This window comes from Psychromonas algarum (assembly GCF_004376845.1).
Classification (GTDB): Bacteria; Pseudomonadota; Gammaproteobacteria; order Enterobacterales; family Psychromonadaceae; genus Psychromonas.
Genome location: NZ_SNUW01000002.1, coordinates 297,355 through 318,470 on the forward strand (window position 1 = coordinate 297,355; position 21,116 = coordinate 318,470).

Here is a 21,116-nt window from a genome sequence, read left to right on the forward strand (position 1 = left end):
CAAAAAAATACCCACTTATTTTTTGTAGTGGGTATTTAGTGGTTACCTTAAATAAAGTAGCTCATTAAGACTTTTGATTAATTTCAATATTAATAGCAGCCGCTTCACCAGCGTCAATAACATCACTTTGACCAAACCATTGTCCAGCAGAGCTATTGGCCGTACCATCCTCAGCAATACGCGCTTTTATTAAAAACTGTTTATGGTCACTTAACTTAACACCTTGCATCATTGCATTTGCATCTGACAAAACCACACTAGTAGGAAAGCCTGTGATCGGCAATTTGATTGCCGCAATTGGCATTGCAGGACCACCAGCAGATTGAGCATAAACAAATAACGTAGCATTTTTAGTGTAATTAACATCATTGCTTAACGTGATATTGACATGATAAGCAGGCCCATCAACGGCAACAGCATTTTCAGGCTCAGCAGTTTTTTCAACTGTATTCACTTGCTCTGACTGTGCTTTTTTTTGTAAAGCTAATTGCTCTTTTGCATAAGCAATACTGCTGTTCAACATAGCAGTTTTATCACTATTTGCCCCTACTAAAGCTAGCATTTTTTGCCAACGATAAATCGCAGCGGCAAAGTCCCCTTGCTGCAAAGCCATGAAACCATACATTGACCAAGCATCATAATTTTCAGGATGTTTCTGTATAAACTTAGCAAGCATAACTGGAGCGACAGATTGAGAATACTCATCGCCAATTTTCATTTTTAACTCAATATATTCCAATTGAATTGCTTGATCATCAGGAGCGCCTTGCACTGCTTTTTTAATTGCATCTAAGGCAAGCTCTTTATCTTGGAAAACACGTCCTAAACGACTGTATAAAACCCAACCTTGCGCATCTGAAGGTTGATTAGCTAAATGTGTTCGTAAACCTAACATTAAATCATTAAGTTCTTTTTCACTTGGACGAGCATCTGGTTCTTCAAATAATTTTTTATGAATATCAGGGTAGCGTTGTAAAGCACCTTGCCAATCATTAACTTCTTTATATGCCCCCACTGACCAATACAACCCAACACTTACAATCACTAAAAAGACAAGACCAGGGATCCAAATCCACTGAGAGTTATTAACTTTAGCTTGCTCATTTTCATTTATATCATCGAGTAAATTGTATTGTAATTCAGCAATCATGGTTTCTTTATCAATAACCACACCTTGATCAATATCTTCTTCTACTTCCTTAACTCGTATATCGTAAAGTTCATGATTAAGTTGATTACGACGTTCTTGATCAATGCTTTTAGTCGATTTAGCTCGAATAAAAGGAATAACCATCGCTATGCCAAAAAACACTAATAATAACAATGCGGCAATAACAAATTGTAAAATCATGATTTTTTATCCTTAGCATGTTGTTTCAATAACTGCTGTAATTTTTGTTGTTCTTGATCGTCTAAATTAGTTTCTTTAGCAGGCTGTTTTTTAATTTGTCTAAACAACACTAACAAACCGAATATGATAAATAATAATGGCCCTAGCCATAAAAATATGGTTGCTGGAGTCATCGGAGGATCATAACGAACAAAGTTTCCATAACGAGCAACCATATAATCAACGACTTCATCTTCACTTTTACCTTGCATCACTAACTCATAAGTTTTATCGCGTAAATCCTTTGCAAGCTCAGCATTTGAATCTGAGATATTTTGATTTTGACACTTAGGACAACGTAAAATCTTGGTTAAGTCATGAAATGTTTGTTCTTGCTGTGCGTTATCAAAATCAAATGTTTCAATTGCTGCATGACTATTATGACTAAAGAGCATAAAACTCAGCAATAACAGTAAAGCCGTTAGGCTAAGAACATGATTTAATAACGTCATTATTGCATACCCTCATAAATTGCTAATAACTTGTTATTCCAGACTTTCTCGTTTAGATCTCCCACATGGCGGTACTGAATAATCCCTTTACTATCAATAAAGAAAGTTTCAGGCGCACCATACACACCAAGATCCATTCCTAACATACCGCTTTTATCAAACAAACTAATTTTATAAGGGTCATGTAAATCGTTTAACCAACGAATTGCTTTTTGACGGTCATCTTTATAGTTCATACCAACAATATACAAACCTTGTTTAGATAATTTATTCAAATAAGTATGTTCTGCATAACAAGTTGGACACCATGTCGCCCATACATTTAACAGCATCTTTTGACCTTTAAAAATACTCGCATCATGTTGCTTATCTTTATCGTAGATATCTTGTAGCGTAAATTCAGGTACCGGTTGACCAATTAATGCCGATTCTAATTTGCTTGGGTCACTACCCTTTAATAGAGGGGTTGCTAAAAAAACAGCACCAATCACAAAAATAATAAATGGAATTAATAAAGTGAATACACGACGTTTATTAAGCATTTTTATCTCCTAGTACTGTTGCTTTTGGCTCTAATGTTTCTTTAGCTACTTTTTTACCACGATAACGACGATCACAGATCATAAGTAAACCAGCAAAAGCCATTAATAAAGGGCCTAACCAAATCCAACGAATAAAGGGTTTGTAATAGATACGTACTGCCCAAGCACCATCAGGTAACACTTCTCCCATTGCGATATAAAGATCACGAGTGAATCCAGCATCAATAGCCGCTTCTGTCATTGGCATACGCTGAACGGTATAAATGCGTTTCTCAGCTTTCATCACCGCAATTTCTTTTAAGTCATGTTTAACGGTAAATACACCCACTGTTCCCGTGTAGTTTGGACCGTTTAAATCTTTAACTTGATCAAAGTGAAAATCGTAATGTTCAAAAGCGATATGATCACCTACAGCTAATTTCACATCTTTTTCAATTGAGTAGTTTTGTGTCATGGTAATACCGATGATCATCACCGCTAGACCAAAATGCCCAAAACTCATTGCCCAATGACTATTACCTAATTTAGTAATACCTTCTCGAAATGAATGTCGATGTGTCGCACGCAAGTAGATTTCATAGGCAACACCCGCAGTGATCCAAAAACCTAAGAACACCCCCATTAATGCTAACCAAGTGAAAGACGGTGCAAATACCAATAAAAAGGCAATGGTTAACACAACACTCAATAACAAAATAACAATTAATGGTTTTCTTAAATCGCTTAACTTTTGTTTCTTCCAACGAAATAATGAACCGACACCAACAAACAATGCAAATGGCACAATTAAAATACTAAACATACGATTAAAGAAAGGTTCGCCGATGGAGATACTACCTAAACCAATTTCTTTATGTACGAGTGGTAACAAAGTCCCTAATAACACCACAATTAATGCCGCAATCAGTAATATGTTATTAATTAATAAAATACTTTCACGTGATGCTAATTCATAACGTCCACGGCTTTTTACTTTTGATGCTTGAATTGCATACAACAATAATGAACCACCAATCACTAACACTAAGAAACCAAGAATAAACAGCCCTCGTGTAGGATCACTGGCAAAAGCATGCACAGAAACCAACACACCTGAACGAACTAAAAATGTACCTAATAAACTTAACGAAAAAGCACTTAACGCAAGTAATACTGTCCATGATTTAAACACGCCACGCTTTTCACTTACCGCTAAAGAATGTATTAATGCAGTACCCGCAATCCATGGCATAAATGAAGCATTTTCAACGGGATCCCAGAACCACCAACCGCCCCAGCCTAATTCGTAATATGCCCACCAACTACCTAATGCGATACCAACCGTGAGAAACATCCAGGCAGCCATTGTCCAAGGACGAGACCATTTAGCCCAAGCACTATCTAAACGACCTTCTAATAACGCAGCAATAGCAAAGGCAAAGGCCACAGAAAAACCAACATATCCCATATACAACATAGGAGGATGAATAATTAACCCAAAATCTTGTAATAAAGGATTTAAATCACGCCCATCAATAGGGAAGTACGGTAGAGTTCGTAAAAATGGGTTAGAGGTTAAAATGACAAACAGATAGAAGCCAAAAGATAACAAACCTAATACAGCAAGTACTCGTGCCACTGATTCTGCAGGTAAACGTTTACTCATTAACGCAACGGCAATACTCCAACCTGCTAATAAGAAAACCCATAATAATAAAGAGCCTTCATGCGCGCCCCATACCGCAGATAAACGATAATACCAAGGCAAAGCTGAATTAGAGTTAGTAGCGATATACCCAACAGTAAAATCATTCATTAAAAATAGGTAACTTAAAATGAAGAATGAAAAAGCGACCGCTACAAACTGTAAAATAGTAAAAACTTTAGCACTACGAATAGCGCCTTGATGCCCAGTTTGAACCCCATACAATGGGTAAACCGTTTGTAATAATGACAATATACACGCCAGAATTAAGGAAAATTGGCCAATTTCAGGAAGCATTATCTAACCCTTTTATTTTGATTGTTCTGTTTTAAGGTGATCCATTCCCTTCAGCGCATCAGCAACTTCAGGTGGCATATATTCTTCATCATGTTTTGCAAGTACTTCAAAAGCATCAATTTCATTACTTGATTTCAAATGTCCTTGAGCCACGATCCCTTGTCCTTCACGGAATAGGTCAGGCAAAATACCATCAAAGTAAACAGTCACAATACCTGCTTTATTATCAATAAGGTCAAAGCTCACTTTAAGACTTTCAGGATCTCGCGAAACCGAACCATTTACCACCATGCCACCAACACGTAAACGTTGACCAATTTCAGGTTTTGTACCCGTTTCATTTTTACCATTGATGATCTCAGACGGCGTATAAAATAAGTCAATATTTTGCTGCAGAGCAAATAACGTTAACCCAATCGCTAACGATAACCCAGCGATCAACGAAGAAGTAATAATTAAACGCTTTTTACGTCTTGGATTCATAATGTACCTTTTTTATTTTCTGCTGCTTTAATGCGTTGCTCACGTTGTAAACGTTGTTCAACTTGATTGAATATTTTTTTACGGCGATACACGGTATCGATAATTAAGAAAATGACACTTAATAGTGAAACACCATAAGCTAGCCAAACATAAAATCCGTAACCACCCATGGCGAGAAACTCTGAAAATGATGAAAATGCCACGTTAACCTCGCTTATTAATTTGAGTAGAAGATTGTTGTACTAATGAAATAACCCAAGGGCGATGGCTTTCTCGGTGTAAAATTTCATTACGAAATCGATATAAGCTCATAAATCCTAAAAATGCTGCAAAACTAATAATCATGATCAGCAAAGGATATAACATCGCTGTATCCATTGATGGTTTATCAAATTTAGTGATCGTTGCACCTTGATGTAAGGTATTCCACCACACCACAGAGAAATGGATAATAGGTAAGTTAATAACACCAACTAGCGTTAAAATAGAAGCCGCTCGTCCTGCTAACACTTTGTCGGAAAAAGCATTGTATAAAGCAATAATCCCAAGGTAGACAAATAACAAGATTAATTCAGAAGTTAATCTTGCATCCCAAACCCACCAAGCGCCCCACATAGGTTTTCCCCAAGCAGCGCCGGTGAATAGAGCAATGAAAGTATATACCGCGCCAATAGGTGCCGTTGCCGCCACCGTCATTTCAGCTAAACGAATTTGCCACACTAATGCGATAAAAGCGGCAATTGCCATAGTTGAATAAGCCGCCATTGCCATCATTGCAGCAGGAACATGTATATAAATAATTCGAAAGCTATCACCTTGCTGATAATCAGCAGGTGCAAATGCTAACCCCCATACCATACCTACCACAAAAGTGATCACCGCTGTCACTAAAAACCACGGCATCAATTTGCCAGATAACGCATAACTTTTTTCTGATTTTGCGTACGGGTGTAACCATTTCCACATAATTAAATCTCTATCCTTGTTAAAATAAATAACGCTTCTTATTTACCTAAACTAATGACTAACTAACGCTAACTCTCAATGAAGCAGCAATTGCAAAAGGAGCTAAAGTAATTGCTCCGACTAACATAGCGCCTAATAACGCAAGCATACCGATATAGGATTGCCCATACGCTGCAGCATCAATTGCCATGGTTGAAAAAATTAAAATAGGAATACTCAGAGGTAACATAATTAAACTTAATAACACACCTCCCTTTCGTAATCCTATGGTCAAAGCGACACCAATGGCACCTAATAAACTTAATATCGGCGTGCCAATTAATAAAGTTAAAAATAAAGCCCAAAAAGTATTTGCTTCTAATGATAAAAAAATAGCAAGTAATGGAGAGACTAATAAAATAGGCAACCCAGTTAACAACCAATGTGCAAATACTTTCGCGCTCACTAACCAAGCTAATGGATAAGGAGCAAGCATCATCTGCTCTAAAGACCCATCAATAAAATCATCTTTAAACAAACGTTCAAAAGATAATAAAGCAGCTAATAAAGCAGCAACCCAAATAATACCTGGCGCAATACGCGCTAATAATACAGGATCAGTACCAATACCTAATGGGAATAAGGTCACGACAATAACAAAAAACCAAATAGGATTTAAAATATCACTTTGCTGTCGAAATGCACCTAACAACTCTTTACGGACTATCTGCGCGAAAGCATTAAACATATTGCTCTCCAAATGCCGGTTTCTGTAACGTCAGGTTTTTATATAACTCAGCGGGGATCGATAAATCTTGATGTGTTGTTAAAATAACCATGCCACCATTTTGCACATGCTTAATTAATAAATTTTCAATTACTTTTACACCATTTTTATCAATAGCTGTAAAAGGTTCATCTAATATCCATAAAGGGCAATCACTAAACCACATTCTTGCTAATGCAACACGACGTTGCTGACCTGCAGAAAGTTGCCCTGTTAATACGTCTTCATAACCCACTAAACCCACTTGAGTGAGTATTTCCCATACATCAAACTCAACACTTGGGTTATATAAACGCTGAAAGAATTGTAGATTTTCAAGCGCAGTTAATTCTGGTTTTACACCTGATTTATGCCCAAGATAAAGCATCTGCTGATAATAGGATTCACGATCACTCAGAATATTTTCCTGTTGCCAACAAATCTCACCCGAATAAGGTGAAGATAAACCAACCAGCAATCGAAATAGGCTAGTTTTACCAATACCATTCGGCCCTTCAACATGCAGAATTTCACCAGAAGTCAGGGTAAAGTTTAAATTATTGAACAAAACTCGCTCTTCACGAACACAAGTTAAGTTTTTGCACTGCAGCATTCAGGCTTACCTTCAGCGATAAAAAAGACACAATAAAGCATAATTACCACATAATGGCATTTAATGTCATAAAATGTGACGAATCCTATCATAGAAAAAGCAGAGGAGTAACTGCCAGAATAGGGGAAGGTTAGAAAATAATTAGAAATACTAAAATGATTAATTTACATATCAACAATTCAATAAGCCTCAGGCTTACCAAGACAACTTAACAATAATGAATAAACAATAAAAAAGGCATTAACAAAACGCTAATGCCTCGATAATTTCAACACATAATCACCATGATTAGATTTATTGTGCTTCAAGTTTTTTTAATTCATCATCCATTTGTTGTTCAGGTTGTTTAGCTTTAAACTCTTGATATAAAGTATCTTTTTGTCCCGGACTCATTGGACGATCAGCCGCTTTAACTAACTCATCAAATATTGCTTTAGTTGATTCTTGACCTATTCCAACTAACACGCATAAATTATCTTTGTCAGCAATCTTTACAACATCTGTTTTCATTGGAGAAGTCCCCACTAAGGTCTGCTCTGTTATTTGTTTCGATATACTTGTGAAAGTAGAACCCGATTGAGTCCCTGCAATAGATTCAACTTTATCTCGATACGTTTTATCCATGGCCGTTACACGTGTTTCGATACGTTGCGCTAAAGAAGTACGTGCATTTGCCATTGCTTGCTGTTTATCAATCGACATATTACCAGACCATAAAACACACTCAGAGACTGCAATACCATCTTCAACTTGAGGGTTTAAAATCCACGTTGGGATCGTACCAATCGCTGTTTCTTGAGTGGGATTGTTATTAGAGCAAGCACTTAATAAAACAATTACCGGTAAACTTAATAAATGTACTTTTTTAAACATAATCATTCCTTAATTAAAAATTAAAATATCGATGTTGAATTATTGTCCTAGGTACTAGTTTAGGCGGATTTAAGAAAACTTAAACTAAAAAAAATCCTTCTCTAATTTATAAGAGAAGGATTTTAAATTAACTCAGTACTTTCTCACGTTTTATGAAGAGAGTAGAAGTTATTATTAATTTTTAAATTCAGGGTAAGCTTCAACACCACAGTCATGTAAGTCCATACCAGCATCTTCTTCTTCAGCTGTTACACGAATCCCCATTACCACTTTGATAATTGACCAAATAATCCAAGAAGCAATAAATACAAATCCAAAGATTACTGCTGCACCGTATAATTGCGTTACTAGTGATGCATCGCTATTAGTCATAGGAACAACTAATAAACCAAATAGACCACACACACCATGTACAGAGATAGCACCTACTGGATCATCAATTTTAAATTTATCAAAAGTGATGATGCTGTAAACCACGATAACACCAGCAACTAGACCAATTCCTGCAGAGAATAATGGTGATGGAGATAGAGGATCGGCAGTGATTGCAACTAAACCAGCTAATGCGCCATTTAAGATCATCGTTAAATCAGCTTTACCCCATTTTAATTTACTTACTAATAATGCACCGATAGAGCCAGCTGCTGCAGCTGCATTTGTATTAAGGAAGATTTGACTAACTGCCGTTGCATTTTCAGCATCAGAAAGTAGTAATTGAGAACCACCGTTAAAGCCGAACCAACCCATCCATAAAATGAATGTACCTAATGTAGCAAGTGGCATGTTTGAACCAGGAATTGGATGAACACTACCATCTTTACCGTATTTACCACGACGAGCACCTAACAATAATACTGCTGCTAATGCTGCTGCTGCACCTGCCATATGAACGATACCAGAACCAGCGAAGTCACTAAAACCAGCTTCACTTAAGAAACCGCCGCCCCAAGTCCAGTAACCTTCCATTGGATAGATAAAACCAGTTAGGAAGATAGCAAAAATCAAGAAAGCCCATAGCTTCATACGTTCAGCTACCGCACCAGATACAATTGACATTGCAGTTGCAACAAATACAACTTGGAAGAAAAAGTCTGACTCTAAAGAATGGTCAGCACCCGCTGCTTGAGAACCAATTAATGAACCAAATGAAGGTAACCATCCGCCTGCAGAGTTATCAACATACATGATGTTGTAACCTACTAATAAAAACATCGTACAAGCAATAGAATAAAGTACGATATTTTTAGTTAAAATCTCAGTGGTATTTTTAGAGCGAACCAAACCCGCTTCTAACATGGCAAAACCTGCTGCCATCCACATAACAAGGACACCAGAGATTAAAAAGTAAAAGGTGTCTAACGCAAATCGTAGTTCTGTAACTGTTGTTTCCATAATCTTAATCCTTAACGTAATAAATTTGGTTTAAAGTGCTTCTTCATCTAGTTCGCCGGTACGAATACGAACAACTTGCTCTAACGGTTGAATGAAGATTTTACCGTCACCCACTTTCCCTGTATTAGCTGCACTAGTAATCGCTTCAACTAAACGTTCAACATCTTCACTTTTAACCGCGATTTCTAATTTAACTTTTGGTAAGAAATCAACTTGATATTCAGCGCCACGGTATAATTCAGTGTGACCTTTTTGACGTCCAAAACCTTTTACTTCAGAAACAGTGACACCAGCAATGCCAATTCCCATCACAGCTTCACGTACTTCATCTAATTTAAATGGCTTAATAATAGCGGTTAACATTTTCATCATATATTCCTTCAATGTGTAATTAATACTTGCTTATGTGTTTCTATTTACAACTAACGTGCCAAAAAAAATAAATCTTTAATTACAACAACTTAAATAAACAAAAAAGAAACACCACCCATCAAATGCACCAATTCAGTGCACCAAAACAAAATAGAGCGCACTAATATGTAACATATCGGTATCGAACTTAATTACGATTTACATGCCCAAATATATTAAGTTCATTCTAAGGAGCAATCACCAGCACTGAAGAGTAGATCTATCATTTATTAAAAACAGATAAAAAGGCATAACAATTAAACAACAAATCCCTCTTACCCCCTTAGCAAATAAAGCTTCATCTGCTATAGTGCGTAACAATTTTTGACTCACACAACCTTAAAGGTATGCAACATGAAAAAAATAAGCCTACTGCTTATCACTTTCTGCTTTAGTATTAATGTTTTAGCAGCGCCAACGATTATCCCTAAAGTCCCGTCTATTGCAGCCAAAGGTTTTTTACTCATTGATTATGACTCAGGAAAAATTCTGGCAGAAAAAAATAGTAATGAAGCTTTACCACCTGCATCATTAACTAAAATGATGACAAGCTACATTATTGGACAAGAAATCAAGTCAGGAAACTTAAGCCCAGATGATAAAGTGACCATTTCAGAAAATGCTTGGTCTAAAAACTTCCCTGACTCTTCAAAAATGTTTATTGAAGTAGGCAAGCAAGTCACTGTTGCTGATTTGAATCACGGTATTATTATTCAATCAGGTAATGATGCATGTGTTGCTATGGCTGAGCATATTGCTGGTAGTGAAGCTGCATTTGCAGATTTAATGAATTCATGGGCTGCACAGTTAGGCATGAATGACACTCACTTTGTAAACTCTCACGGATTAAATTCAGAAGAACATTACAGTACTGCACATGATATGGCGATCCTTGCTAAAGCCTTGATTAGAGATGTGCCAGATGAATACGAGCTTTACAAAATCAAATCATTTAAATATAACGGTATTCTTCAATACAACCGTAATAAATTATTATGGGATAAAGGCTTAAACGTTGATGGTATTAAAACAGGACACACAAGCGCTGCAGGTTATAGTTTAGTTTCATCAGGAACTAAAGATGGTATGCGTTTAATCAGTGTTGTAATGGGTACTCACTCTGATAATGCACGTCAAACAGAAAGCAAAAAACTACTTAACTGGGGTTTCCGCTTCTTTGAAACTATAACTCCTTATAAAGCAGGCGATCAATTAGCAAGTGAACGTATCTGGATGGGTAAACAAGCCAATATTCGTTTAGGTGTTGCTGTTAATACGACACTAACATTACCACGCAACCAATCTAAAAACTTAAAAGCTGACTTTGTTATTGATAATGAATTACGTGCACCAATTCAAAAAGGAGATGTAGTAGGTAAAGTTAATTACACTCTATCTGATGAAGCTGTTGCAAGTTACGATTTAGTTGCTTTAGAAACAGTAGAAGAAGGTGGTTTCTTTAGCCGTATGATCGATTATATTAAATTATTATTTATTGGTTGGTTTGGTTAAAAAGATCCCCATATTCAACCTTAATATTTAACTATTAAGGTTGAATCATTATTTATGAGTGAGGCTTAGCCTCACTTTTTAATTTCAATATGTATTTTGCTCAGGAGTAAAGCATGGCATTAAATACGCATTTTGATGAATTATTAGAATTTCCATGTAGCTTATCATTTAAAATAATGGGTGTAGCTGATCCACAACTTATTCCTGATGTATTAGCGGTGATTCAAAAAATCGTACCAGGTGATTACGCACCAACCGTCAAACCTAGTTCAAAAGGCAATTACCATGCATTGGCGATTCCAGTGGTGGTCAAAAGTAAAAAACAAATCGAAGAAATCTACAGTGATTTAAACAAACTCGATCTTGTTCGTTATATTTTATAAGCCACTTCCTATGACAGCAATTCAAGATAAGTTAATTATTCGCCATTTAGGGCTGCAACCCTACCAAGAAATATGGCAATCAATGAGTGATTTCACGGAACAACGTGACGATAAAACAATTGATGAAATCTGGTTAGTGGAACACACGCCAGTTTTTACACAGGGTTTAGCAGGCAAAGCAGAACATTTATTAACTCATAGTCATATCCCTGTTGTTAAAAGTGACCGAGGTGGACAAATCACCTATCACGCACCAGGCCAATTGGTTGCTTATCTACTTATTAATATTCGCCGCAAAGACTTTAATGTGCGTCGTTTAGTGAGCATCATAGAACAAGCTATTATCGACCTGCTGGCTGAGCATAATGTACTTGCTGTTGCAAAACCTGATGCTCCAGGTGTTTATGTTGATGGTAAAAAAATTGCCTCATTAGGCTTAAAAATTCGTAAAGGTTGTTCGTTTCATGGTTTAGCATTAAATGTGGATATGGATCTAACCCCGTTTTTACAAATTAACCCCTGTGGTTATGCTGGATTAGAAATGACCCAGTGTCGCGATCTAGGAATAGCATCTTCTGTCGCACAATTAGCACCGGTATTGATTGAAAAATTAAATCAAAATTTACAATACACACAGATAGAGAGTTTTATTAATGAACAATAAACCAAGTCAATTAACTGCGGGCAATAAATTACGCGATGCAGATAAACTGTCTCATATTCCTATTAAAGTGATCCCTTCAGACAAAAATACAATTTTAAAAAAACCGTCTTGGATGAAGATTAAATTAGCTGCTGATAATACTCGTGTTAATGAAATAAAATCTGCATTACGTAAAAATAAATTGCACTCAGTATGTGAAGAAGCATCTTGTCCTAACTTAAATGAATGCTTTAACCACGGTACTGCAACCTTTATGATTTTAGGTGATATCTGTACACGTCGTTGCCCTTTCTGTGATGTTGGCCATGGTAAACCGCTTGCTGTTGATGAAAATGAGCCTAAGAAATTAGCTGAAACGATCAAAGATATGAAACTCAAGTATGTTGTTATTACTTCTGTTGACCGTGATGATTTACGTGATGGTGGCGCGCAACATTTTGCTGATTGTATTCGTGAAATCCGTTTATTAAATCCAGAAATTAAAATTGAAATTTTAGTACCAGATTTTAAAGGTCGTATGGACAAAGCATTAGCTTGTTTTGAAAAAGATGTACCTGATGTATTTAATCATAATCTAGAAACAGCACCACATTTATACAAGCAAGTACGTCCTGGTGCAGATTACAAATGGTCATTACAATTACTGAAAAAATTCAAAGAGCAGCACCCAACAGTACCAACGAAATCAGGTGTAATGATGGGCTTAGGTGAAACTAATGAACAGATTGAAACTGTCATTAAAGATTTAGCCGCTCATGGTGTGACTATGTTAACGTTAGGCCAATATCTGCAACCTAGCTTGCAACATCTTGCTGTAGAGCGCTACGTTCCACCAGCAGAGTTTGATGCATTAGGTGAAATGGCAAAATCAGTTGGTTTTGAGCATGCGGCATGTGGACCATTGGTTCGCTCTTCATACCACGCAGATTTACAAGCATCAGGTAAAGAAGTTAAATAATTTTTATTTAAACTATCCCCCTAAGACACATTAAAAAGCCTGTTTTTTTAAAGCAGGCTTTTTTAATTTTAAGACACTGTTTTCTGGAACATTATCTTTAATAACAACCTTACGTGCTAACCAATCTTCTTCACATACATTCAATTTTTTCTGTTGTGCTTTGTCCTTATCAAGGATCTGTTTTAAATCCTCTAAATGTTGGCGCACTGCCGCACCATAATGTTTATCATCCCCCCAAACAGAAGACAACTCCAGCAATGCTTTCTCATCATATTGTTTAAATAAACGCCCCGCTTTTTGTGCAACATCAGGTTCTTCACCTAATAAAGATAACGCATCCACACCTAAATTAATGGCGGAATCAAAACTTTCTCGCCTAAAAGTAGTAACGCCTTTATTCATTATTTCATAAGCGTGAGTCCTATCAGTTGCACGAACTGCTATTTTTAAATTAGGGAAGTATTTTTGGGCAATATCAATAATTTCGAGCGCTTTAATTGCATCATCAACCGCAATCACTAATAACTTAGCTTGCTTTGCTCCTGCCGCTTTCAATAAATCCCCTCTTGCAGCATCACCATAAAAGACTTTCACACCAAAGCGACGTACCAGATCAATCTGAGCAGGACTATGGTCTAAAATAGAGAGGTGATACCCCTGTGCTGTTAATAAACGTCCAACCACTTGTCCAAAGCGACCATAACCAACAATTATCACATTATTGGTTGGTTCAATTTGCGCAGGGTCGTCATACTCATTATTTACTTTGTCGGTTAACAAGAAGCGTTCATAGAGCATGAGTAAGATAGGAGCAAAAAGCATTGAAATGGTAACAACTAAGGTTGTTATTTTAGATTGCTCTGGCGTTAATATGTACAAACTGCCAGTTAATGAAATCAATACAAAAGCAAATTCTCCCCCCTGTGCCAAAGCAAAGGTAAAGAGTATTTTTTGCTTTGACTTTAATTTGAAAACAAACGCGATAAAATATAAAATCAAGGCTTTCAATAGAATTAGCCCGATCACTAAATAAACAATTAAAAGCAACTCTTCAGCTAATAATAAAAAATCAATCGACGCTCCCACTGCAATAAAAAACAATCCTAGAAGCAATCCTTTGAAGGGTTCAATATCAGTTTCTAATTCATGTCTAAATTCACTTTCGGCTAAGACAACACCAGCTAAAAAAGTACCTAATGCAGGTGATAAACCAATTTTTTCCATTATCAATGCAATTGAAACAACTAAAAATAACGCAAATACAGTAAAAATTTCGCGTAACCTTGTTTCTGCAATATAACGAAATAAAGGAGTTGAAATATATTTTCCAACAAAATAAATACTGCTAATAACAAGAACAGAAATAACAACTTGCACCCAAACAGGGAATCCCATAATTAAACTATCATGATTTTCTATGCTTGAAGTAATATCTGTAAATGCTAATAACGGCAATAAAGCCATAATAGGGATCACGGCAATATCTTGAAATAACAAAATAGAGAATGCATTTTGACCTGCTGGTTGTTTTATCCAGCCTTTTTCACTCAAAGTTTGTAAAACAATCGCGGTTGATGAAAGCGCTAGCATGACCCCCAAAGCTAATGCTGTCTGCCAACGTAGAGCAAAAACAAAATAGCAGAAAGCCCAAATCACCAATGTCGTTAACGCAAGCTGTAAACCACCTTGCAATACAATAGAGTGACGTAACTTCCAAAGACGGCGAGGTTGAAGTTCAAGGCCAATTAAAAACAACATCATGACCACGCCAAACTCAGCATAATGCATCACTTCAGATTGGTCGCCAACCAACCCTAAAATAAACGGCCCAATTAACATACCTGCTAATAAATAACCTAGAACAGATCCTAAACCAAGACGTTTTGCGATAGGTACAGCGGCAATAGCGGCAGCAAGATAAATAACAATAACTTCTAACATTAAATTCCTTTTAAACAGCACTAAAACTGTATTTTGAATCATAAGTGATGATTCATTAAAAATATGATTTATAGAATATAGGCTTACAACAAAGTGCTCACATTTTACATATATTTTAATAACAATAGACATTTAATAACAAAGCTGGAGAGAATAATTTTGGCGCAGTAGCGGAATGTTAAGACATTAACTTTATTCTGTATCATCTGCAGAGTAATACCAATGTCATTAAATATGAGATCTAAATTTTGCGCGGAAAAACAATGTTGCTAGCGAATAAGCTAACAACATTGAAATAACACCTTTAGTTTAATCAAATCCATAAAAGCCGGGGAAAACAATAATCGAAGAAAGTACTAATAGTTGTATCAGAATAAAGGGAATAACTCCTTTATAAATATCCGTAGTCTTCACTTGAGGTGGTGCCACTCCTTTTAAATAAAATAAACTAAACCCAAAGGGTGGAGTGAGGAAGGAGGTTTGTAGGTTCATTGCAATTAAAATAGCAAACCAAGTTAAATCGATCCCCATTAATTGAGCAACAGGATATAACATAGGCACAACAATAAATGAGATTTCTACAAAATCGATAAAGAAACCTAGCACTAAAATCACCAACATAGAGATAATTAAAAATCCCCATTTTTCACCAGGTAAACTAAACATTAGCTCTTCAATAATTTCCTCTCCTCCGGTGTAAGAAAAGACCATCGAAAATGCTGTTGCGCCAATAAAAATAGCAAAAACCATAGAAGTGACTTTAACGGTTTCTTTAGATGACTCCCATAAAACTTTCCATGAGCACTGTCTATATAACATAGCTAATAAAATAGCTCCCGCACCACCAATTGCAGAAGACTCAGTAGGAGTTGCAATACCATAAAATATAGAACCAAGTACCGCAAAAATTAATGCTAAGGGTGGAGCAATTGCCTTAAATGCATTCCAGCAAGGTTTAACACCATGTCCCGCTGATTCCGACTCAGGTAATGCAGGTGCAGATTCAGGTTTAAAATAAGCATAAATTAATACGTATAATATAAAAGCACCAACTAACATCGCCCCCGGTAAAAGGGCTGACTTAAAGAGGTCACCAACAGGTACTCCCATAACATCGCCAAGGATAATTAAGATGATAGAAGGAGGAATGATTTGTCCCAAAGTCCCCGATGCACAGATAACACCAGTCGCTAATTTTTTATCATAATTATATTTCAGCATTACCGGTAAAGAGATAACACCCATTGCAACAACCGAAGCACCAACTACCCCTGTAGAAGCTGCTAACAAACAACCCACTAAAATAGTAGAAACAGCAACACCGCCTCGAATACGGCCAAACAACTGCCCCATTGCTTCTAATAATTGCTCTGCTAATTTAGTTTTTTGTAATACATTCCCCATGAAAATAAACATAGGTACAGCCATCATAATAGAGTTTTCCATGATACTCATAATACGATATGGCATAAAAGCAAATAGCTCAAAACCCTCCGCAAACACCCCAAAAACTAACGCTACACCAGCAAAGACAAATGCAACGGGAAAACCTGTTAATAGCAGCACTAAGGCTACACCAAACATAATAATGCCAATCATGAAAAATCCCTTTTAGCTATCTTGCTCAAAAATACAACGCAGATTTTTTATTAATACACCCAAGGCACTGAAAATAATCATCAGAGCTGACAGGGGGATCATTGCTTTAATTAACCAACGATGTGACAAACCACCAGGGTCGCCACTTGTTTCATCTAACTGATAGGATTCAAGAGTGAAGTCATAGCCATACCAGATAATCAATGCACAAAAAGGCAGAATAAAAAATAAACAACCTAAGGTATTAATCCACGCTTGCTTTTTTCCACTCAACTTTTCATACAAAATATCAACCCGTACATGGCCCTCTTCTTTTAAGGTATAGGCAATACCCAATAAAAACATAGAAGCAAATAAGTGCCACTCAAGCTCTTGTAAACCAATAGAACTAGACTTAAAGAAATAACGAGCGACAACATCGTAAAATACATTGACCAATAGCAATATCATCAATGTAGCGGCCATTTTGCCGATAAAATCAGAAAAACGATCAAAGACGTTTTGTAGACCTTCCATCAAAGATAATTCCTTTTATTGATACAGAGAAATAAAAAAGAAAAGGCTACAGAACGTAGCCTTTTTAAAATATGTTATTTATTCTTTCGTGCTTTCAAGGTAACCAAATTCAGAAATATCAGTCCAAACTCGCGCTAGTTTTAAATAATCTTGTTGAGATTTAATAATTTTAGCGGCCATAGGATCTTCTTTAGATTTTTCAGTTAATATTTCATCATTGGCTTTTTTCATTGCACTAATAACAGCTGGAGGGAAAGTTTTAACTTGGATATCAGGATATTCTGATTTCATTACCGCCCAGTTTTTAGCACTTTCAGCATATGATTGAACATACATATCATAAGAGGCTTTGCGCATTGCTACTTCCAAAATTGTCTGCAAATCTTTAGGTAACGATGCTAATTTCTTTTTATTCACAATAAACATCAACTCAGTAGCAGGTTCATGCCAGCCCATGTAGTAATAAGGAGCAATTTTATGGAAGCCCATACGTAAATCAAGCGACGGTCCAACCCATTCTAACGCATCGATAGTGTTACGCTCTAAAGATGTATAAAGCTCACCTGGTGGAATGTTAACTGGTGTAGCACCTAACTTAGCTAAGACTTCCCCTGCAAAACCAGGAATTCGCATTTTTAGGTTTTTAAGATCATCAACCGTCTTAATTTCCTTCCGGAACCATCCGCCCATTTGCACTCCAGTATTACCGCCAGGAAAAGGAACTAAGTTATGCTCTGCATATACTTCATTCATTAACTCCTGACCACCACCATATTGAAACCAAGCATATTGCTCCATTGCAGTCATACCAAATGGCATAGTAGTAAAGTACAAGGTATTAGGTACTTTACCTTTGTAATAATAACTTGCTGAATGCCCAATATCATACTGCCCCATTTTCACCATATCAAAAACACCAAATGGCGCTTTATGCTTATTTGCAGAATCAACACGAATTTTTAAACGGCCATTGGACATTTCATCAGCCATTTTCACCATATTTTTAACTGAATCACCAAATATCGGGAAATTAGGCCCCCAAGATTCAGCTAATTTCAATCTATAAACTTTATCTGCAGCAAACGCACTGGCACTTGTAAACATGACAACCGTTGCAATTAAGGTACTTTTATAAAAGGACTTCAGCATTTTCAACTCCATGTAGATTAGGATTAAACAATTTGCGGGGTAATAGTTGAAACTAAAAATGAATTAAGCTTCACTCATTATCATGAGGTTAGTAACAAGCCAAAAAATTGCCATTTAGATATGATAAATTAATCATTTTAATAATTAATTTGTAGTGACCATCACAAGCTAAGCTATTTTTTAGAAATTAAGACTAATTACATGGAATAAAAAAGAAGATCGGTTGCATATTGAAGTAAATAAACTAGCGCATAACAATTGCAGTAAATAGCAGATCAAATTTATTGCTTAAAACAATTCACTTGATCGTTATAATTTTCACCGATTGAATTGTTTTTTCTAGGTAAAACTTAGAACACATGCGAAATACCATTGGTATCATTTATCAAGGACATCGATATAGGCAAGAAATAAATAGAGATGTAATATGAGCAGCTACAAAATTGATTTGCTTAATAATTAAGAGCAGGTAAAAGAGTTATTCTTTGATAACACATTAAATTAAATAGCATTATCAAAGAACATTGCTAGTAAGTGAGTACTAACAATTGAATTAAATCGTTATTAATGCATGCTCGCAACAACATCTGTCACACCAACAATTAGCATTTGCATACCAATCACAGCTAAAATAAGTCCCATTAAACGAGTTACCATACTCAATCCATTTTTGCCGATCACGGATAAAATATTTGAACTAAAAACAAAACAAACAAAAGTAATAAGGCATAACACTGCAAATACAGAAACCGTGACAATAATGCCAGAAAGACCACCAGCAGATGAATAATTCATTGCTGTAGCAATGGTACCTGGTCCCGCGAGTAGAGGAATAGCTAAAGGAGAGATAGCAATATCTGCTTCTGAACCATCACTTCCATTATCACTTTCATCTTTGCCTGAATGTAATTTAGAAGCTTTACCATTTAACATATGGTAACCGATTAAAAAGACTAATATGCCACCGGTGATCCTTAAGGCTGAAAGCGTAATACCAAACAGATGAAAAATCGCTTTACCAAGAAGTGAAAAAGTAAGAATAACAATAAAAGTCACAATTAATGCTTTAGCAGCAATTTTAATTTGCTCCGCTTTACTTTTATCGCCAACTAAGCCAGCAAAAGCAGCAGTATTAGCAATAGGGTTCATTACTGCAAAAAAACCTAAAAACACAGTTATTGCCTGTACGTATAAATCATCCATAATATTCACGTCTTCTCTGTTAATTAATTTGAGGTAGTAGTTTAACTTAATTATTGTGATGCCTTTAGACAAAAAGGTTGTTTAAAAACAATTACATTTCAAATGGGTAAGTGCTCAACCACTAACCACCTTTCATTGCCCCCATCATTCCCCACATAGGAGTGAAGATGCCAAGCGCTAAAATAAGAACCATCACAGCAACGATTGATATTAAAATAGGTTCAATTTTGGCAGTCATGTTTTTTAAATCGTAATCCACTTCTCGTTCATAAAAATCAGCAGATTCATTTAAAAGCTCATCAACCTGTCCTGTTTCTTCACCAACTGCAATCATCTGCAATACTAAAGGGGTAAATAAACCTGCATTAGTGGCTGTTTTTAATAAAGTATCACCAGCTTCAATCCCGGTTCTCATTGCCAGCATTTTTTCTTTTAAATAATCATTATCAACTGCAAATGCAATCAAATAGAGTGCATTATTCAACGGTACACCCGCTCTTAACATCATCGCAAAGCTACGAGAAAAACGAGCTAACAAAGAACGTTCAATAACCGAACCAACTACTGGAATGCGTAATTTCCAGCGATCCCACTGATAAGCGCCTTTATCTGTACTTAACCAAAGCTTAATAGCAATAATAACGGCAATTAAAAATGCCAGCATAAATGGCCAATAGTTAACAAAGAAAGAAGAAGTGCTAAGCAATAACTTAGTACTCCAAGGTAATTCAGCATGAAATTTTGCAAACATACTCGCAAAGGTAGGAATAACGTAAATATTCAGGATAACCATTGCAAATGCTAATGCGATTAAAACAAAACTTGGATAGCGCATTGCGCTTTTAATACGTTTTTTTGTTTCTACTTCTTGCTCTATATATTCCGCTAACTGTAAAAATATATTATCTAATTGTCCGGTATTTTCACCAACCTGCACAAGAGAAACATATAACTGTGAAAAAACTCGAGGATGAGCCCCCATTGCCACCGATAATGAATGACCATTTTTCATATTTTCTAATATGTCGAATAGCGTATCTGCTAATAACTTAGAATGTGTAGATTCAGCTAAACCATTAATTGCTCTTAGGATTGGGATCCCAGCTTTTGTTAATGAATAAATTTGTCGTGTAAAAATGATCAGTTCAGCAGATTTTACCTTCGAAGCAAAAATAGCCGAAAAATCTAAAGCCCCTTCGATAATGGCTTTCTCGGTAATTTCACTAGGCATAATACCTTGTGCCATAACTAATTCTAGAGCACTATCCTTTGAAATAGCCTCTAGCTCTCCAGTAACAGCTTTACCGTATTGATCGCGTCCTGCATATTTATAAATTGGCATA

Annotated in this window: 22 protein-coding genes; 4 read left to right on the top strand and 18 right to left on the bottom strand. The window is 36.2% G+C overall.

Features of this window, described 5'->3' with window-relative positions; translation table 11 throughout:
* Positions 1–64: 64 nt before the first annotated feature.
* From ccmI to E2R68_RS01405, 12 genes are all read right to left on the bottom strand, one after another.
* Positions 65–1,351 carry a c-type cytochrome biogenesis protein CcmI gene (gene ccmI, locus E2R68_RS01350; RefSeq protein WP_134275710.1) on the bottom strand — a complete coding sequence of 429 codons (1,287 nt, stop codon included), beginning with the start codon at positions 1,349–1,351 and terminating at the stop codon, positions 65–67.
* Positions 1,348–1,842 carry a cytochrome c-type biogenesis protein gene (locus E2R68_RS01355; RefSeq protein WP_134275711.1) on the bottom strand — a complete coding sequence of 165 codons (495 nt, stop codon included), beginning with the start codon at positions 1,840–1,842 and terminating at the stop codon, positions 1,348–1,350. Before E2R68_RS01355 ends, ccmI begins: the two co-directional genes overlap by 4 nt.
* Positions 1,842–2,384 carry a DsbE family thiol:disulfide interchange protein gene (locus E2R68_RS01360; RefSeq protein WP_134275712.1) on the bottom strand — a complete coding sequence of 181 codons (543 nt, stop codon included), beginning with the start codon at positions 2,382–2,384 and terminating at the stop codon, positions 1,842–1,844. The genes E2R68_RS01355 and E2R68_RS01360 overlap by 1 nt, the downstream gene beginning before the upstream one ends.
* The gene (locus E2R68_RS01365) at positions 2,377–4,365 is read right to left on the bottom strand and encodes a heme lyase CcmF/NrfE family subunit (RefSeq protein ID WP_134275713.1); all 1,989 of its coding nucleotides are present in this window, start codon (positions 4,363–4,365) and stop codon (positions 2,377–2,379) included. Before E2R68_RS01365 ends, E2R68_RS01360 begins: the two co-directional genes overlap by 8 nt.
* Positions 4,366–4,377: 12 nt before the next feature.
* Positions 4,378–4,848: a cytochrome c maturation protein CcmE gene (ccmE, locus tag E2R68_RS01370; protein ID WP_134275714.1), complete on the bottom strand. Its 471-nt coding sequence runs from the start codon at positions 4,846–4,848 to the stop codon at positions 4,378–4,380.
* Positions 4,845–5,051: a heme exporter protein CcmD gene (gene ccmD, locus E2R68_RS01375; protein WP_134275715.1), complete on the bottom strand. Its 207-nt coding sequence runs from the start codon at positions 5,049–5,051 to the stop codon at positions 4,845–4,847. The genes ccmE and ccmD overlap by 4 nt, the downstream gene beginning before the upstream one ends.
* Before the next feature lies 1 nt (position 5,052).
* A complete protein-coding gene (locus E2R68_RS01380) occupies positions 5,053–5,814 on the bottom strand; it encodes a heme ABC transporter permease (protein ID WP_134275716.1) in 762 nt (253 codons plus the stop codon).
* A 58-nt stretch (positions 5,815–5,872) separates the two neighbouring features.
* The gene (gene ccmB / locus E2R68_RS01385; RefSeq protein WP_134275717.1) at positions 5,873–6,541 is read right to left on the bottom strand and encodes a heme exporter protein CcmB; all 669 of its coding nucleotides are present in this window, start codon (positions 6,539–6,541) and stop codon (positions 5,873–5,875) included.
* Positions 6,534–7,172 carry a cytochrome c biogenesis heme-transporting ATPase CcmA gene (ccmA, locus tag E2R68_RS01390; RefSeq protein ID WP_134275718.1) on the bottom strand — a complete coding sequence of 213 codons (639 nt, stop codon included), beginning with the start codon at positions 7,170–7,172 and terminating at the stop codon, positions 6,534–6,536. Before ccmA ends, ccmB begins: the two co-directional genes overlap by 8 nt.
* A 294-nt stretch (positions 7,173–7,466) precedes the next feature.
* Complete coding sequence (locus tag E2R68_RS01395) at positions 7,467–8,045, bottom strand: LPP20 family lipoprotein (protein WP_134275719.1); 579 nt, start codon at positions 8,043–8,045, stop codon at positions 7,467–7,469.
* A gap of 174 nt (positions 8,046–8,219) precedes the next feature.
* Positions 8,220–9,437 (bottom strand): ammonium transporter AmtB, encoded by a 1,218-nt coding sequence (amtB, locus tag E2R68_RS01400; RefSeq protein WP_134275720.1) that lies wholly within the window; start codon positions 9,435–9,437, stop codon positions 8,220–8,222.
* A gap of 30 nt (positions 9,438–9,467) precedes the next feature.
* Positions 9,468–9,806: a P-II family nitrogen regulator gene (locus tag E2R68_RS01405; protein WP_134275721.1), complete on the bottom strand. Its 339-nt coding sequence runs from the start codon at positions 9,804–9,806 to the stop codon at positions 9,468–9,470.
* Positions 9,807–10,202: 396 nt separating this feature from the next.
* On the opposite strand from E2R68_RS01405, the gene E2R68_RS01410 reads away from it, so the two are divergent.
* The 4 genes from E2R68_RS01410 to lipA all read left to right on the top strand — a co-directional run bounded on the left by E2R68_RS01410 (position 10,203) and on the right by lipA (position 13,365).
* On the top strand, positions 10,203–11,360 hold the full coding sequence (locus E2R68_RS01410) for a serine hydrolase (protein WP_134275722.1): 1,158 nt from the start codon (positions 10,203–10,205) through the stop codon (positions 11,358–11,360).
* Positions 11,361–11,473: 113 nt separating this feature from the next.
* Positions 11,474–11,743, top strand: a complete 270-nt coding sequence (ybeD, locus tag E2R68_RS01415; protein WP_134275723.1) for a DUF493 family protein YbeD — start codon at positions 11,474–11,476, stop codon at positions 11,741–11,743.
* Positions 11,744–11,753: 10 nt separating this feature from the next.
* A complete protein-coding gene (gene lipB, locus E2R68_RS01420; protein WP_134275724.1) occupies positions 11,754–12,407 on the top strand; it encodes a lipoyl(octanoyl) transferase LipB in 654 nt (217 codons plus the stop codon).
* Positions 12,397–13,365 carry a lipoyl synthase gene (gene lipA / locus E2R68_RS01425; RefSeq protein WP_134275725.1) on the top strand — a complete coding sequence of 323 codons (969 nt, stop codon included), beginning with the start codon at positions 12,397–12,399 and terminating at the stop codon, positions 13,363–13,365. The genes lipB and lipA overlap by 11 nt, the downstream gene beginning before the upstream one ends.
* A gap of 30 nt (positions 13,366–13,395) precedes the next feature.
* On the opposite strand, the gene E2R68_RS01430 is transcribed toward lipA, so the two are convergent.
* The 6 genes from E2R68_RS01430 to E2R68_RS01455 all read right to left on the bottom strand — a co-directional run bounded on the left by E2R68_RS01430 (position 13,396) and on the right by E2R68_RS01455 (position 21,115).
* Positions 13,396–15,306: a monovalent cation:proton antiporter-2 (CPA2) family protein gene (locus tag E2R68_RS01430; RefSeq protein ID WP_134275726.1), complete on the bottom strand. Its 1,911-nt coding sequence runs from the start codon at positions 15,304–15,306 to the stop codon at positions 13,396–13,398.
* 309 nt (positions 15,307–15,615) lie between these two features.
* Positions 15,616–16,905 carry a TRAP transporter large permease gene (locus tag E2R68_RS01435; protein ID WP_134275727.1) on the bottom strand — a complete coding sequence of 430 codons (1,290 nt, stop codon included), beginning with the start codon at positions 16,903–16,905 and terminating at the stop codon, positions 15,616–15,618.
* Positions 16,906–16,917: 12 nt separating this feature from the next.
* Positions 16,918–17,421, bottom strand: a complete 504-nt coding sequence (locus tag E2R68_RS01440; RefSeq protein WP_134275728.1) for a TRAP transporter small permease subunit — start codon at positions 17,419–17,421, stop codon at positions 16,918–16,920.
* A 78-nt stretch (positions 17,422–17,499) separates the two neighbouring features.
* Positions 17,500–18,570 (bottom strand): TRAP transporter substrate-binding protein, encoded by a 1,071-nt coding sequence (locus tag E2R68_RS01445; RefSeq protein ID WP_208380080.1) that lies wholly within the window; start codon positions 18,568–18,570, stop codon positions 17,500–17,502.
* Positions 18,571–19,134: 564 nt separating this feature from the next.
* A complete protein-coding gene (locus E2R68_RS01450) occupies positions 19,135–19,773 on the bottom strand; it encodes a MarC family protein (RefSeq protein WP_134275730.1) in 639 nt (212 codons plus the stop codon).
* A 121-nt stretch (positions 19,774–19,894) separates the two neighbouring features.
* Positions 19,895–21,115 (bottom strand): type II secretion system F family protein, encoded by a 1,221-nt coding sequence (locus E2R68_RS01455; RefSeq protein ID WP_134275731.1) that lies wholly within the window; start codon positions 21,113–21,115, stop codon positions 19,895–19,897.
* Position 21,116 lies beyond the last annotated feature (1 nt).

What these genes read in the sequence shown, in the direction of transcription:
- ccmI (WP_134275710.1), bottom strand. Translation starts at nt 1,351, where the DNA reads ATGATTTTACAATTTGTTATTGCCGCATTGTTATTATTAGTGTTTTTT.
- E2R68_RS01355 (WP_134275711.1), bottom strand. Translation starts at nt 1,842, where the DNA reads ATGACGTTATTAAATCATGTTCTTAGCCTAACGGCTTTACTGTTATTG.
- E2R68_RS01360 (WP_134275712.1), bottom strand. Translation starts at nt 2,384, where the DNA reads ATGCTTAATAAACGTCGTGTATTCACTTTATTAATTCCATTTATTATT.
- E2R68_RS01365 (WP_134275713.1), bottom strand. Translation starts at nt 4,365, where the DNA reads ATGCTTCCTGAAATTGGCCAATTTTCCTTAATTCTGGCGTGTATATTG.
- ccmE (WP_134275714.1), bottom strand. Translation starts at nt 4,848, where the DNA reads ATGAATCCAAGACGTAAAAAGCGTTTAATTATTACTTCTTCGTTGATC.
- E2R68_RS01380 (WP_134275716.1), bottom strand. Translation starts at nt 5,814, where the DNA reads ATGTGGAAATGGTTACACCCGTACGCAAAATCAGAAAAAAGTTATGCG.
- ccmB (WP_134275717.1), bottom strand. Translation starts at nt 6,541, where the DNA reads ATGTTTAATGCTTTCGCGCAGATAGTCCGTAAAGAGTTGTTAGGTGCA.
- ccmA (WP_134275718.1), bottom strand. Translation starts at nt 7,172, where the DNA reads ATGCTGCAGTGCAAAAACTTAACTTGTGTTCGTGAAGAGCGAGTTTTG.
- E2R68_RS01395 (WP_134275719.1), bottom strand. Translation starts at nt 8,045, where the DNA reads ATGTTTAAAAAAGTACATTTATTAAGTTTACCGGTAATTGTTTTATTA.
- amtB (WP_134275720.1), bottom strand. Translation starts at nt 9,437, where the DNA reads ATGGAAACAACAGTTACAGAACTACGATTTGCGTTAGACACCTTTTAC.
- E2R68_RS01405 (WP_134275721.1), bottom strand. Translation starts at nt 9,806, where the DNA reads ATGAAAATGTTAACCGCTATTATTAAGCCATTTAAATTAGATGAAGTA.
- E2R68_RS01410 (WP_134275722.1), top strand. Translation starts at nt 10,203, where the DNA reads ATGAAAAAAATAAGCCTACTGCTTATCACTTTCTGCTTTAGTATTAAT.
- ybeD (WP_134275723.1), top strand. Translation starts at nt 11,474, where the DNA reads ATGGCATTAAATACGCATTTTGATGAATTATTAGAATTTCCATGTAGC.
- lipB (WP_134275724.1), top strand. Translation starts at nt 11,754, where the DNA reads ATGACAGCAATTCAAGATAAGTTAATTATTCGCCATTTAGGGCTGCAA.
- lipA (WP_134275725.1), top strand. Translation starts at nt 12,397, where the DNA reads ATGAACAATAAACCAAGTCAATTAACTGCGGGCAATAAATTACGCGAT.
- E2R68_RS01430 (WP_134275726.1), bottom strand. Translation starts at nt 15,306, where the DNA reads ATGTTAGAAGTTATTGTTATTTATCTTGCTGCCGCTATTGCCGCTGTA.
- E2R68_RS01435 (WP_134275727.1), bottom strand. Translation starts at nt 16,905, where the DNA reads ATGATTGGCATTATTATGTTTGGTGTAGCCTTAGTGCTGCTATTAACA.
- E2R68_RS01440 (WP_134275728.1), bottom strand. Translation starts at nt 17,421, where the DNA reads ATGGAAGGTCTACAAAACGTCTTTGATCGTTTTTCTGATTTTATCGGC.
- E2R68_RS01445 (WP_208380080.1), bottom strand. Translation starts at nt 18,570, where the DNA reads ATGCTGAAGTCCTTTTATAAAAGTACCTTAATTGCAACGGTTGTCATG.
- E2R68_RS01450 (WP_134275730.1), bottom strand. Translation starts at nt 19,773, where the DNA reads ATGGATGATTTATACGTACAGGCAATAACTGTGTTTTTAGGTTTTTTT.
- E2R68_RS01455 (WP_134275731.1), bottom strand. Translation starts at nt 21,115, where the DNA reads ATGCCAATTTATAAATATGCAGGACGCGATCAATACGGTAAAGCTGTT.